The sequence below is a fragment of the Domibacillus robiginosus genome (assembly GCF_000966195.1).
Classification (GTDB): Bacteria; Bacillota; Bacilli; order Bacillales; family Domibacillaceae; genus Domibacillus; species Domibacillus robiginosus.
The window spans coordinates 123,209-136,881 of sequence record NZ_LAHL01000012.1 but is presented as its reverse complement, the minus strand read 5'-3'; the positions used below and the strand labels follow the sequence as shown (position 1 = coordinate 136,881).

Annotated in this window: 17 protein-coding genes; all 17 read left to right on the top strand. The window is 43.2% G+C overall.

Annotated elements, in window-relative coordinates:
- The first annotated feature begins 25 nt into the window (after window positions 1–25).
- The 17 genes from fliF to fliP all read left to right on the top strand — a co-directional run bounded on the left by fliF (window position 26) and on the right by fliP (window position 13,667).
- The gene (gene fliF, locus VP97_RS09025; protein ID WP_050181456.1) at window positions 26–1,591 is read left to right on the top strand and encodes a flagellar basal-body MS-ring/collar protein FliF; all 1,566 of its coding nucleotides are present in this window, start codon (window positions 26–28) and stop codon (window positions 1,589–1,591) included.
- 9 nt (window positions 1,592–1,600) lie between these two features.
- Complete coding sequence (gene fliG / locus VP97_RS09020) at window positions 1,601–2,614, top strand: flagellar motor switch protein FliG (protein WP_050181455.1); 1,014 nt, start codon at window positions 1,601–1,603, stop codon at window positions 2,612–2,614.
- On the top strand, window positions 2,607–3,365 hold the full coding sequence (gene fliH, locus VP97_RS09015) for a flagellar assembly protein FliH (protein ID WP_050181454.1): 759 nt from the start codon (window positions 2,607–2,609) through the stop codon (window positions 3,363–3,365). The genes fliG and fliH overlap by 8 nt, the downstream gene beginning before the upstream one ends.
- A gap of 3 nt (window positions 3,366–3,368) precedes the next feature.
- Complete coding sequence (gene fliI / locus VP97_RS09010) at window positions 3,369–4,685, top strand: flagellar protein export ATPase FliI (protein WP_050181453.1); 1,317 nt, start codon at window positions 3,369–3,371, stop codon at window positions 4,683–4,685.
- Window positions 4,686–4,688: 3 nt separating this feature from the next.
- Entirely contained in the window at window positions 4,689–5,135 is a 447-nt protein-coding gene (gene fliJ, locus VP97_RS09005; RefSeq protein ID WP_050181452.1) for a flagellar export protein FliJ, read from the top strand.
- 7 nt (window positions 5,136–5,142) lie between these two features.
- Entirely contained in the window at window positions 5,143–5,760 is a 618-nt protein-coding gene (locus tag VP97_RS09000) for a MotE family protein (RefSeq protein ID WP_050181451.1), read from the top strand.
- Between the two features lie 53 nt (window positions 5,761–5,813).
- Window positions 5,814–7,079, top strand: a complete 1,266-nt coding sequence (locus tag VP97_RS08995; RefSeq protein WP_050181450.1) for a flagellar hook-length control protein FliK — start codon at window positions 5,814–5,816, stop codon at window positions 7,077–7,079.
- A gap of 3 nt (window positions 7,080–7,082) precedes the next feature.
- Window positions 7,083–7,733: a flagellar hook assembly protein FlgD gene (gene flgD / locus VP97_RS08990; protein WP_050181449.1), complete on the top strand. Its 651-nt coding sequence runs from the start codon at window positions 7,083–7,085 to the stop codon at window positions 7,731–7,733.
- Between the two features lie 13 nt (window positions 7,734–7,746).
- The gene (locus tag VP97_RS08985; RefSeq protein ID WP_156153455.1) at window positions 7,747–8,136 is read left to right on the top strand and encodes a TIGR02530 family flagellar biosynthesis protein; all 390 of its coding nucleotides are present in this window, start codon (window positions 7,747–7,749) and stop codon (window positions 8,134–8,136) included.
- A 76-nt stretch (window positions 8,137–8,212) separates the two neighbouring features.
- Window positions 8,213–9,001: a flagellar basal body rod protein FlgG gene (flgG, locus tag VP97_RS08980; protein WP_050181448.1), complete on the top strand. Its 789-nt coding sequence runs from the start codon at window positions 8,213–8,215 to the stop codon at window positions 8,999–9,001.
- Between the two features lie 60 nt (window positions 9,002–9,061).
- Window positions 9,062–9,283, top strand: a complete 222-nt coding sequence (locus VP97_RS08975) for a flagellar FlbD family protein (RefSeq protein WP_050181447.1) — start codon at window positions 9,062–9,064, stop codon at window positions 9,281–9,283.
- Entirely contained in the window at window positions 9,273–9,722 is a 450-nt protein-coding gene (gene fliL / locus VP97_RS08970; RefSeq protein WP_050181446.1) for a flagellar basal body-associated protein FliL, read from the top strand. Before VP97_RS08975 ends, fliL begins: the two co-directional genes overlap by 11 nt.
- Before the next feature lie 32 nt (window positions 9,723–9,754).
- Window positions 9,755–10,756 carry a flagellar motor switch protein FliM gene (gene fliM, locus VP97_RS08965; RefSeq protein WP_050181445.1) on the top strand — a complete coding sequence of 334 codons (1,002 nt, stop codon included), beginning with the start codon at window positions 9,755–9,757 and terminating at the stop codon, window positions 10,754–10,756.
- Complete coding sequence (fliY, locus tag VP97_RS08960; RefSeq protein WP_172656758.1) at window positions 10,749–11,933, top strand: flagellar motor switch phosphatase FliY; 1,185 nt, start codon at window positions 10,749–10,751, stop codon at window positions 11,931–11,933. Before fliM ends, fliY begins: the two co-directional genes overlap by 8 nt.
- 25 nt (window positions 11,934–11,958) lie before the next feature.
- Window positions 11,959–12,324: a response regulator gene (locus tag VP97_RS08955; RefSeq protein ID WP_050181443.1), complete on the top strand. Its 366-nt coding sequence runs from the start codon at window positions 11,959–11,961 to the stop codon at window positions 12,322–12,324.
- Window positions 12,325–12,337: 13 nt separating this feature from the next.
- Window positions 12,338–13,009 carry a flagellar biosynthetic protein FliO gene (locus tag VP97_RS08950; protein ID WP_050181442.1) on the top strand — a complete coding sequence of 224 codons (672 nt, stop codon included), beginning with the start codon at window positions 12,338–12,340 and terminating at the stop codon, window positions 13,007–13,009.
- Window positions 13,002–13,667: a flagellar type III secretion system pore protein FliP gene (gene fliP / locus VP97_RS08945; RefSeq protein ID WP_050181441.1), complete on the top strand. Its 666-nt coding sequence runs from the start codon at window positions 13,002–13,004 to the stop codon at window positions 13,665–13,667. Before VP97_RS08950 ends, fliP begins: the two co-directional genes overlap by 8 nt.
- Window positions 13,668–13,673: the final 6 nt, after the last annotated feature.

Sequence of the window (13,673 nt, the reverse complement as noted above, 5' to 3'; positions counted from 1 at the left end):
GCAATGAAGTGACCGGGGGATTGTAATGAACGAAAATATAAAACAGCAGCTCACAAGAATAAAAGAATATTGGAATAGCCGGTCAAAAAAACAAAAAGTGATGGGAACTACACTTTTTGCTCTTTTTGTTCTTGCTTTGTCACTAATCGTTTTTTTTACCAGCAGAACGACAATGGTTCCGCTTTACAGTGAGCTTGCTCCTTCAGAAATTGGTGCTGTAAAAGAAAACCTGGAAGGACGCGGCATTCCTTATGAAGTGGCTGAGGGAGGAACCGGAATTCTTGTACCGCAAGAATCGGTGGATAACCTTAAAGTAGATTTGGCCGCGGAGGGTCTTCCTCAATCAGGAACCATTGACTATAGCTTTTTCAGTGAAAATGCCGGGTTTGGGATGACCGACAACGAATTTAATGTTTTAAAACTGGATGCTATGCAAACAGAGCTCAGCAATCTGATTTCAGGGATTGATGGCGTAAAAGATGCAAAAGTAATGATTAACCTTCCGGAGCAGCAAATCTTTGTAACGGATGAAGTGGAAAAAGCATCGGCTTCTGTCGTATTAAACACAGAGCCGGGTTATCAATTTGATGAAAAACAGGTTAAGTCGCTTTACCACCTGGTGTCGAAAAGTGTGCCGAATCTTCCAGTCGAAAACATTGCAATTATGAACCAGAATTTTGAATACTATGATCTTGCCCCGGGAAGCAGCTCGGGAAATTCATATGAACAGCAGCTTGCTGTGAAAAAGCAGGTAGAGCGTGACGTACAGCGTCAAGTTCAAAGTATGCTTGGAACTCTTATGGGCGCAGACAAGGTGGTTGCAACGGTTACCGCTGACGTTGATTTTACCCAGGAGAATCGAGAAGAAAACCTGGTTGAGCCGGTTGACGAAGAAAATATGGAAGGCATTCAAATTAGTGCCCAAAAAATTACGGAAACTTATTCAGGGGATGCAGCAGGCGCAGGAGGCGTTCCGCAGGCGGAAGAAGAAGGGGACACAGCCACTTCTTATCTTGAAGGAGCGACAGGCACAGGTGATTACGAGCGGACAGAGGAAACGGTCAATAATGAAGTAAACCGGATTCGTCGGGAAATCAAAGAAAGTCCTTATAAGATCCGCGATTTAGGCATCCAGGTTATGGTGGAGCCACCAACGCCGGATGATCCAAACTCTATGCCAGACCAGAGCGTGGAAGAGATCCAGCAGCTGCTCGGCAACATTGTCAGAACATCTATAGATGAAAGCTACAATACTGATTTAACAGACCAGGCACTTGAAGACAAAATCACGGTTTCGGTTCAGGAGCTAAATGGAAAAGTGCAGTTTGAAGAAGAAGAAACGTCTTCTATTCCATGGTGGGTTTATTTGATTGGTGCTATCCTTCTTGTCATCATTGGGGTTCTCATCTTCATGATGTTGAGAAGACGCCGTGAGGAAGATGAGGAGTTTGAAGAAGAGCTTGATGAAAACATAGAGGAAGTAGTGACCGAAACAGAAAGCAGCACAAGACGGAAACAATTGGAGAAAATGGCAAAAGAAAAACCGGAAGAATTCGCAAAGCTGCTTCGTACATGGCTGTCTGAGGAATAGGAGGCTCGTATGGCAACACGAGATAAAAAATTAACGGGTAAACAAAAAGCCGCAATCCTGCTTATTTCTCTCGGACCGGATTATTCGGCTTCTGTTTACAAGCATTTATCAGAAGAAGAAATTGAACGGCTGACACTGGAAATTTCAGGTGTAAAAAAAGTAGATACAGAGATAAAAGAAGAAGTTTTTGAGGAATTTCATAATATTGCCCTGGCGCAGGATTATATTTCCCAGGGAGGGATTGGTTATGCAAAGACGGTTCTTGAAAAAGCATTGGGCGTTGACCAGGCCCAAAATATTATTAACCGGCTGACCTCTTCCCTGCAGGTTCGTCCGTTTGACTTTGCACGCCGGGCGGATCCCGGACAAATATTAAATTTTATTCAAAATGAGCACCCGCAGACGATTGCTTTGATTCTTTCTTATTTGGATCCGCAGCAGGCCGGGCAAATTCTATCAGAACTTCCACAGGAGGTTCAAGCGGATATTGCGAAAAGAATTGCGATCATGGACAGCACCTCGCCCGAGATCATCAATGAGGTTGAAGCTATTCTAGAGCGTAAATTAAGCTCCACCGTTACACAGGATTACACGCAGACAGGCGGAGTAGAAGCAGTGGTGGAAGTGTTGAACGGTGTTGATCGGTCAACAGAAAAAACCATTCTGGATGCACTTGAAATACAAGATCCGGAACTGGCAGAAGAAATTAAAAAGCGGATGTTTGTTTTTGAAGATATTGTTACGCTCGATAACCGTTCGATTCAGCGTGTTATTCGTGACTGTGAAAACGAGGATTTACTGCTTTCTCTTAAAGTATCGAGCGAGGAAGTGCGAGAAGTGGTTTTCCGCAATATGTCACAGCGCATGGTGGAAACGTTCAAGGAAGAAATGGAATATATGGGACCTGTGCGGCTTCGTGATGTAGAAGAAGCACAATCGCGAATTGTTGCAACAATTCGCCGTCTAGAAGAAACAGGGGAGATCATCATCGCCCGTGGCGGAGGAGATGATATCATTGTTTAACTTTGAAACGCATGATTGGCCCGTGGAAAAAGAAAAAGGTACACGGATTATTGGGGTAAAACCTATTTATACACAGGATGGACAAAAAGAGACAGCCAAGCCCGATTTTTCTTATGAACGCGCGCAAGTGCTGGAGAAGGCAAACAATCAGGCGAAAGCGATTCTGAGTCAAGCTGAGGCGAGACGGCAGCAGATAGAACAGGAAGCAGCTAACTGGCAGCAAAGCTGGGAGCAGGAAAAAGAACAGCTGCAAAAGGAAGCATACGACCAGGCGTTTAAGCAAGGAGCAGAGCAGGGCAGAGAAGCCGGCTATCAGGAAATGAAACAGTTGATTGAGGAAGCCTATTCCGTGGTGGCTTCTTCAAAAATCGAATACGAAAAAAACGTAGAGCGATCAGAGCGGACTGTGGTAGAGCTTGCGATTATGTGTGCAGAAAAAATTATTCGAACAGAGCTCAATCAAGATGATGAAGCATTTATGAAGCTTGTACGATCGGCTTTAAAAGAAACAAAAAATCAAAAAGAAATACAAATTCACGTTCATCCAGGAAAATACGATCTGGTGATTTCACAAAAAGATGAAATTGAAGCCCTATTTCCTAATGAAATTAACTGTTATATTTTTCCGAATGAAGAAGCCGGAGAAGATGCCTGCTTTATTGAAACATCGAATGGCCGCATTGATGCAGGGGTTGATACACAATTGAATCAGCTGCGCAAAACACTGCTGGAACTGCTGGAGAGTGAATAAGAGATGAAGGCTCAAGACTTAAAATTTGTTATCCCGACACTGGACTCCTTTAAGCGATATGGCCGGGTAAAGCGAGTGGTCGGCTTAATGATTGAATCTCAGGGGCCAGAAAGTTCAATTGGTGATATTTGCTTGATTCATTCCAAGGACAACAAACGAACGATTATGGCTGAAGTAACCGGATTTCGCGACGAAATGATGATTTTAATGCCGTATCGAAATATCAATGAAATTTCACCGGGAAGTCTTGTAGAATCGCTCGGTCATCCGCTTCAAGTAAAAGCAGGTCCGGCCCTGGTTGGGAAAATTATTGATCCACTTGGAGAACCGTTTGACAATTCCGTTCTGCCACGGACACTGACACCGATTGAAACAGAAGCAGAGCCGCCGAACCCGATGACAAGGCCACCTATAAGAGAAAAGCTGGAAGTGGGGGTTCGGGCCATTGATGGAATGCTGACAGTCGGAAAAGGTCAGCGTGTTGGTATTTTTGCCGGAAGCGGTGTAGGAAAAAGCACATTGCTTGGCATGATTGCCCGCAATACAAAAGCAGATTTAAATGTCATTGCCCTTATTGGAGAGCGTGGACGTGAAGTTCGAGAATTTATAGAACGGGACCTGGGTCCTGAAGGAATGAAAAAATCGATTGTTGTAGCAGCCACTTCAGACCAGCCGGCTCTTATGCGGATCAAGGGAGCATTTACGGCAACAGCCATTGCCGAATATTTTCGTGATAAGGGACTGAACGTTATGCTCATGATGGATTCGGTTACACGAGTTGCCATGGCGCAGCGCGAAATTGGCCTGGCGGTTGGAGAGCCTCCTGCTACAAAAGGATATACGCCATCTGTTTTCGCGATTATGCCCAAGCTATTGGAGCGGACAGGAACAAATGAATATGGAACCATTACAGCTTTTTATACCGTCCTCGTAGATGGAGACGATATGAATGAGCCAATTGCAGATGCTGTACGCGGAATTTTGGATGGACATATTGTTTTAGATCGAGAGCTTGCAAACAAAGGTCAGTATCCAGCCATTAATGTGCTGAAAAGTGTCAGCCGGCTTATGCCTCATATCGTGAGCCGTAGTCATTATGACGCAGCGGTAGCAGTGCGGGATTCGTTAAATACGTATTTAAATTCCGAGGACCTTATTAACATCGGTGCATATAAAAAGGGATCGTCTGCTGAGATTGATAGGGCTATTCAAAATTACCAGCCAATACTTTCATTTTTAAAACAGCGGACAGATGAACAGGCGGGGCTTGAAGAAACAGCTGCCGGTCTCGTTCATCTAGCTGACGGAAGGGACCGTTAAGGCATGTCATTTAATTATAAGTTTGAAAAGATTATGCAGCTTCGTGAACGCGAAAAAGAAGAATCTGAAACTGTCTTTAGAGAAGCGCAAAGCCGGTTTGAAATGGAAGCAAACAAACTGTATGAGCTGTTAAAGAAAAAAGAAGATTTAATTGATGTGCAGGAACAAAAAATGAAGTCTGGTTTTTCTGTGCTTGATATCCAGCATTATCAGCAATTCATCTCGAATTTAGAAAAGATTATTGATCAGCAGCAACGGGTGGTCGTTACAATGCGAGGACGAATGCAATGGTGTGAACAGCAATTAAAAGAAAAGAATATAGAAGTAAAGAAATACAGCAAAATCCGTGCAAATGAATTGACCCACTACCGTAAATGGGCCGTTTCAGAAGAAGCAAAACAAATGGACGAGCTTTCCGCTATCCAGTTTATGAACCGAAAGATCAGGTGATGAACAAATGGCAAGAAAAAAGAAAAGGAAAAACTCGGCTGATATAGAGGAAAAAAACGGCTATACTCTCTTTCAATGGCTGTTGTTTATCGTTGTGATTCCTTTGTTATTTGCACTAACAATCGGGTTAGTAGTGATGACAATAGCGGGAGTCAATGTTTTTGAAAAAACGAAGGAAGTAGCTGCAAACATTCCTTACGTCGCAGAATGGACAGGCGCCACCAAGCAAGATGGAAAAGCGGATGGCGAAAAAGTGGTGGAATTGCAGGCTGAAATAAAAAACAAGCAGGCAGAAATTGATCAGCTTTCCGGGGATCTTGAAAGTTCAAAAGCAGAAATAGAAGAGTTACTAACAGAGCAGGATCGTTTAAATGCTCAGCTTAAACAGCTTCAGGAACAACAGAAAGAAGCAGCCGAAACAAAAGAAACAAACACTACGAGCAATGTAGCCCAAACGTACGAATCAATGGACGAGGAAAGCATTGCGGGCATCATTATTAATTTAACAAACAATGAGGCAGTAGCTATTTTGCAGGAACTGAGTACCGAAAAGCAAGCGGCCGTATTTGAGAACCTGGAAGCGAAAAAAGCCGCTGAATATACAAAAATATTATCGAATGAATAAGAATAATGGAGTAAAATGAGTGATAGTGCAGGAGGAAAGGGGGGTGAAAAAAGATGCAGATTGGGTTAGGCTCCATTTCTACATCCGGTCCTGGTGTCGTTTCTTCTGGTTTTCCAGTACCATCTGGATCATCAAAGTTTGGGAGTTTTCTCCTTGGATCTGTTCAGCAAGCAGTTCAAAGTACTGCAGCTTCCGCACAGCAAGCTGAAGAAGTAGAAGTTGGCTTATCTGCGTTTTTCGCTTCTTTGTTTAAGGCTGCAGATGATGCTGAAGCATTGGGTGAGTTAGTAGGGAAAGATGCCGAACTGGTAAAGCTGGCTGAGGAGCTTGTAGAAAATGGAGAAATGCCGTCACTACAAGAATTGGCTGTGTTGCTGCAAACAGATGCAGAAATGCTACAACAATCTATACAAACGCTTTTTCAGTCAGTAAACATTAAGCAAGAAGAAACAGGTTCAGAGAATCAATTGAGCAGAACAGATAATCAGGAAGCAGAAGGAAACTTGCCCTTGGAAGAATTAACAGCTTTGATTGGACAGGTCGCCGAAAATCCGGATCTTTTATTCAAAGAAGGGGATAAACCGTTACTGGCTACAGCTGTCAGAGCAGCCCGATTAATCAACTATTTTGCCCAGCATTTACAAAAGCCGGAACCACATTTTCAGCCACTGCAGACGGCAGTGAAAAATGCGGAAGCTTTAGTGAATCAGCAAGCAAGTTTGCGCACTGCGTTTGCAAATTATAAAGGTTTTCAGGATATGGGAGAATCGATTGGAAGCAAACCAGCTTCTACAAAGCCATCTGTGCAGGCTGTTGAAGTCGCAAATCCGTTTTTACAGCAGCTTTCTAAAACAGAACAATTCGTTATGAGTGTAAAAACCAATCCACGGCCGATGAATATGGAGCAGTTTATCGAAAAGTTTGAACAAGTTTTAGGGAATTCCAACCTAACGAAAATGCCAAACGGAACAAAAATGCTTATAAAGCTTTATCCGGAGCAGCTCGGCTCTCTCCGCATTGAGCTCTTGCAGCAAAACGGAGTGATGACAGCTAAAATTTTATCTTCTACTCAAACAGTGAAAGAGCTGCTGGAACAAAATGCTCATCAATTAAAGCATGCATTCGCCCAGCAAAATGTGACCGTAGAGAAAGTGGATATCGCAAGCCCGGATACAAGACAACAGCTGTTTGACCGTGGTGCACAGCAGCAGCGCCAGCAGGAGCAGAAGCCGCATGAGCCAGAGTCTTCAGAGAACAGCCAAAGCGAAATAATTTCTTCTTTTGAAGAAGCATTGCAAAATGTAGAATTGGAGGTGTAACATATGTCGAAAATTGACCCTTCTCTTTATTTGTCTAATAACCCGGTTCAAAAAAAACAAACAGGTAACAGCGCGCTCGGTAAAGATGAATTTTTAAAAATTTTAATGGCTCAGCTTCAAAATCAGGATCCGATGAATCCGGTAGAAGACAAAGATTTTATTGCACAGATGGCCCAGTTTACGTCTCTTGAGCAGATGGTCAACATGACAACAATGGTGGAGAAAATGGTGCAGGCACAAACGGCTTCACAAATGATCAATTATCAATCTTTCGTCGGCAAAGATGTGGTGTGGCATAAACTGACCGATCAAACCGATGCAGATGGCAAGCCCGTTGTGGAAACAGGAAATGGAACGATTGCTTCTATTAAATTCGCTGGAGAAAGCGTTCAGTTTACGTTAACGGATGGTACCGTGCTTGAACCAGCTAATATCTCAGAACTAACCGGAGGTTCGGGCTCAACAGGTAGCACAATCAGCTCTAGTCCATTAGTGGAAGCGAGTTATTTAATCGGTCGAACTGTTACATGGGGAGCAGAAGGTGCAGAGCAATCCGCCGCAGTTCAATCTGCTTCTATGAAAGGCGGGCAGGTCTGGCTGCAGCTTGCAAGTGGAGAAAAAGTGGCCGCTTCCAGCTTAACAAAGATCGAGTAGGCGGGTGAGTGAAATGAAAGCAATTAATCCGATGATTCATGGGATACGCCAGCCGGTCATCCCGCCAGTCCAAAAGCAGTCAGCACAAAAAGCAGTTTCGTCATTTAATGAAACCTTTAAAGCGGTGACCGCGTCGCCGAAAGAGCTGACAATCTCAAAGCATGCTGCCCAGCGGCTGAATGAGCGTGGTATCCATTTAAATGAACAAGAGTGGAGTTTGATCGGAGAAAAGCTTTCAGAAGCTAAGTCAAGAGGCGTAACTGATTCACTGGTGGTATTGAAAGATGCCGCACTTGTCGCAAGTGCGAAAAATCATACGATTATTACAGCGATGAACCGTGAAGAAGCAGGTACACATCTTTTTACAAATATTAATGGCGCTATTCTTATGGACACAATTTAAATTGGCTGGACCGAACAGGAAGCCAACCGTCTGCTGACCGAATGAAGCAGACGAATTTGAAAGGGGAAAAGAATGTATGTTACGTTCAATGTATTCAGGAATCAGCGGGATGAAAAACTTTCAAACAAAGCTCGATGTAATTGGGAACAACATTTCAAATGTAAATACGTATGGATTTAAAAAAGGCCGGACTGTATTCAAAGATCTTGTTTCTCAAACAATGGCAGGCGCAAATGGTCCGACAGATGGTGGACGGGGAGGCGTAAACCCTAAGCAGGTGGGTCTCGGTGCACAGCTAGCGGCGGTTGATACTATTCATACGGCAGGCTCTACACAAACAACAGGAAGAACATTAGATCTGGCAATATCAGGAGACGGCCTTTTCCAGGTGAATGACGGCACAAACACATACTATACACGTGCTGGGAATTTTTATATGGATCAGAATGGCGATTTGATTAATTCTGATGGCTATTATTTAGGAGAAGCAGGCACAACCTTTAATATACCGACTACGGCTACAAGTCTTAGCATTGGAACAGATGGAACGATTAGTTATATGGATAATGGTGTTTTGAACACGGATCAACAAATTGAAATTGCTAAATTTCCAAATCCAGAAGGGCTTAGTAAAGTAGGGGCAAATTTGTATGAGGTTACCGACAATTCAGGTGAACCAGAAACAGGTTTTCCAGGTTTGGACGGACGTGGTGCCCTTGCTCCTGGCTCTTTAGAAATGTCCAATGTCGACTTATCTGAAGAATTTACAGAAATGATTGTGGCACAGCGTGGTTTTCAGGCAAACACACGTATCATCACAACATCAGATGAAATCCTACAGGAATTAATGAGCATGAAGCGCTAACTGCTTTTTACTTTTGATTGCAGGGGAGGGACAGGGCTGGCACGCTCAGCCCTGGCATACATGATTACAGTAACAAGATTGAACGGCAAGCCGTTCTCGCTAAATGCTATTTACATAGAAACAGTGGAAAGCTTTCCGGACACCACGATTACGCTGACAAATGGGAAGAAGTATGTTGTTCTCGAACCGCATGAACAAGTAACAGCCAGTATTGAATCGTTTTACACACGCATTTCACTTTTGGGAAAAGTGAAAGCGGAGGAGGACCATGATGGAGAATGAACAAAAAGCACCGAAAAACAAATTAATCACCATTATGATCGTACTGCTGGCAGTTATTCTGCTGGCCGGAACCATCGCTGTGATTGTTATTCTGCGTATGCAGGGCGGAGAAGAAGCAGAAAAAGAACCGTCTATCGACGAAGTGCTTGAATCGTCTGTTGATATTCCTGAAATGACGACAAATCTTGCGTCAGATGATTTTATCCGCATTTCATTTAAAATCCAAATGGACAGCAAGGATGCCATGGAAGAAATGACAAAGCGGGATTTTCAAGCAAAAGACATTATTATTCAAAAGTTATCTGAAATGACAGCAGATGATTTAAAAGGTGAAGCAGGAAAGCAAAAGCTGACGGAAACATTAAAAACAAACTTAAACAGTATTATGCAGGAAGGAAAAGTAGAGGATGTGTACATCACCTCCTATATTATTCAATAATGATTCCCTGTACTTGATCGGAGGTGAGACAGTTGTCAGGAGAAATCTTGTCTCAAAACGAAATTGATGCCCTTTTGTCCGCCCTGTCAACCGGGGAAATGAATGCGGATGAGTTAAAAAAAGAAGAAGCGGAAAAAAAGGTGAAAGTTTATGACTTCAAGCGTGCATTGCGGTTTTCCAAAGACCAGATTCGAAGTTTAACGAGAATGCATGATAACTTCGCCCGCATTTTAACAACCTTTTTTGCGGCACAGCTTCGTACATATGTACAGCTTGAAGTTGTATCGGCTGACCAAATTCCCTATGAAGAGTTTATTCGATCGATTCCAAATCGAACGATTTTAAATGTTTTTGAAGTATCGCCGCTTGAAGGGCGAATTTTAATGGAAGTAAATCCGAATGTTGCTTATGCAATGCTGGACCGTCTTCTTGGTGGACGAGGCGTCAGTGTCAATAAAGTGGAAAATTTAACGGAAATTGAGACACGCATTATGTCCAATATGTTTGAACATGCTTTTGAAAACTACCGTGAAGCATGGGCCAACATTGTGGAAATTGACCCGATTGCTACAGATTTTGAAGTGAATCCGCAATTTCTGCAAATGGTTTCCCCGAATGAAACGGTCGTGGTCATCTCCTTGAATACAACAATCGGAGAAACAACGGGTATGATTAATATTTGTATTCCGCATGTTGTGTTAGAGCCGATTATTCCTAAGCTGTCTGTTCATTACTGGATGCAAAATCCTGACAAAAAAGAACGCAGTCCGCTGGAAGCAGAGAACCTGGACCGGCGGATTAAAAAAGCTTCTTTGCCAATTGTTGCAGAGCTTGGACAAACCGCTATTACAATTGAAGAGTTTTTAACAATGGCAGAGGGAGACATCATTAGTTTAAATACGATAGTGGGAGATGCGCTGACCGTAAAAGTCGGTAATGTACCGAAATTCTCTGCTCAGCCTGGGCGTGTTAACCGCAAGCTGGCTGTTCAAGTGCTTGATTATATGAAAGGAGGCGAGTTGGATGATGAGTGACGATATGCTCTCTCAGGAGGAAATTGATGCCCTATTAAGAGGCGGAGACAATGATGAGTCGGAAGAAAGTGCTACGCTGGAAGCCGTCAAAAGTGTAGAAGAATACTTGGATGCATTCGAACAAGATACGCTTGGTGAAATTGGCAACATTTCTTTTGGCAGTTCAGCAACGGCACTTTCTAGTTTGTTGAACCAAAAAGTAGAAATTACAACACCCACTGTATCAGTGGTAGAAAAAAGCCGGTTAAAGGATGAATTCCCACATCCATATGCAGCAATTGAAGTTCAATATACGGAAGGCTTTTCCGGTGCAAATCTGTTTGTTATCCACCAAAATGACGCAGCCATTATTGCTGACTTAATGCTCGGAGGAAGCGGAGTTGGCGTAACACCGGAGCTTGGAGAATTGCAGCTTAGTGCTGTACAGGAAGCGATGAACCAGATGATGGGTTCAGCAGCTACCTCCATGTCAACGATTTTCAATAAAAAGGTAGATATTTCACCGCCATCTATCTCTCTATTAAATTTACACGAGGGAGAAGGCGAGGAAACGATCCCTGCACAAGAGCTGCTCGTTAAAATATCATTTCGTTTGACAGTAGGGGATTTGATTGATTCAAATATTATGCAGTTGATTCCACTCCAATTCGGAAAGCAGCTTGTTACCGAGCTTATGAATCCGCCGCAGGAGGAGCCGGCGCCTCAGCCAATTCAACAGGCTCCAACCGCTAAAACGGCTGCTGTCCAGGCGCCTGTCCAGGCACCTGTCCCGTCTCAGGAGCCTCCTTCTATGCCGATGAGATCATCAAATGAACCTGTTTATATGGGGCAGGCTTCTGCTGGACAAGCATCACAAGCAAATGTGGAAACGGCTGTTTTTTCTTCGTTTCAGTCACCACAGCTTGGAGATCAGGAAGCGCGTAATTTAAATATGCTTTTTGATATACCGCTTCAGGTAACAGTAGAGCTTGGGCGTACTAATCGGAATGTAAAAGATATTTTAGAGCTGACGTCGGGTTCCATTATTGAGCTCGATAAATTAGCTGGAGAGCCAGTTGATGTTCTTGTAAATAACCGCTTAATCGCCAGAGGCGAAGTGGTTGTCATAGAAGAAAACTTCGGGGTCCGGATCACCAACATTGCTAGTCCGGCAGACCGATTAAAAAATTTAAATTAACTATAACCACAGGGGGTTTTTTAAGATGAGTAATCGAATTTTAGTAGTGGACGACGCCGCATTTATGCGTATGATGATTAAAGACATTTTGTCAAAAAATGGTTTCGAGGTAGTGGGAGAAGCAGAAAATGGTGCTCAGGCTGTTGAAAAATATGCAGAATTAAAACCTGATCTTGTAACGATGGATATCACCATGCCTGAAAAAGACGGCATCGCTGCATTAAAGGAAATCAAAGCTGCGGATGCTGGCGCTAAAGTAATCATGTGCTCTGCCATGGGCCAGCAGGCAATGGTGATCGATGCTATTCAAGCTGGTGCAAAAGATTTTATCGTAAAACCATTTCAGGCAGATCGGGTAATTGAAGCCATTTCTAAAGTGCTTTCTTCTTAAGGTGTAATGGTTTATGAACTTATTTATAAAAGGTATTTTTGCCCTTTTATTAGCAATTGTGTTGTTTTCCGGCAATGAAATCATTGCCGGGGCAGCACTGTCTGATAAAAGCAGCGTACAGGATTGTATAAAAAACCCGGATTCATGCGAGCAGGAACAGCCGGCAGAAAACAACAGCCAGGGCGCTGCTGATGAAAACGCCGGTGCTTCTGTCGGTATTGGTTTAGGAGAAATTGTCCGGGTCACTGCGGCACTTGCTTTTGTAGTGGCGCTTCTTTATTTTTTATTGCGATTTGTAAATAAAAAAAGCCGCTCTTATCAGGAAAGCCATGTGGTCCATCATCTGGGTGGAACACCGCTTGGAGGAAGCCGGTCTATTCAAGTCGTAAGAGTAGGGGAACGGGTATTGGTGCTGGGTGTAGGGGAAGATGTGTCTCTTTTGAAAGAAATCGATGACCCTGATGAACGTGCCCATTTAATCAACCGCTACGAGGAACAAGCAGATAAACTTATTCAGCCCGGCCAAATAGTGAGCAAGCTGAAAAAACGGCTGGAAGGCGAAAGTGAGCCCAAAGAGTCAGCTTCATTCAAGCAGGAGTTTGAGCAGAAAATAAGTGAGCTGAAAAAAAATCGACAGCAGGCTATAAGAGAATTGGCAGACAGGGAGCGTAAGCAGGATGAATGAATTTATGGAAGTGTTTAATTCAAGCGACCCGGAAAGTGTGTCAACATCCGTTAAGCTGCTTCTTATGTTAACCGTTTTATCGCTGGCTCCTAGTATACTCATTTTAATGACCTGTTTTACACGGATTGTGATTGTTCTATCATTTGTCCGTACAGCACTCGGTACCCAGCAGATGCCGCCGACCCAGGTTTTGCTTGGACTGTCGCTTTTTTTAACCTTTTTTATTATGTCCCCTGTTCTGCAGGAGGTAAATGAAGAAGCATTAACGCCGCTTTTTAATGAAGAGATTAACCTTGAAGAAGCTTATACGCTTGCAAGCGGGCCATTCAAAGAGTTTATGAGTGCACAGACCCGGCAAAAAGATTTGCAATTATTTTTAGATTATACACAGGCAGAACAGCCGGAATCGATAGAAGAAATTCCGCTTACAACGCTGGTGCCTGCATTTGCTCTTAGTGAGATCAAGACGGCTTTTCAAATCGGTTTTATGATTTTTATTCCGTTTCTTGTTATTGATATGATTGTGGCAAGTGTCCTCATGTCTATGGGGATGATGATGCTGCCGCCTGTTATGATTTCTCTTCCATTTAAAATTCTATTGTTTGTTTTAATTGATGGCTGGTACCTGGTCATTGAATCCTTGCTTCAAAGCTTTTAGGAAGGT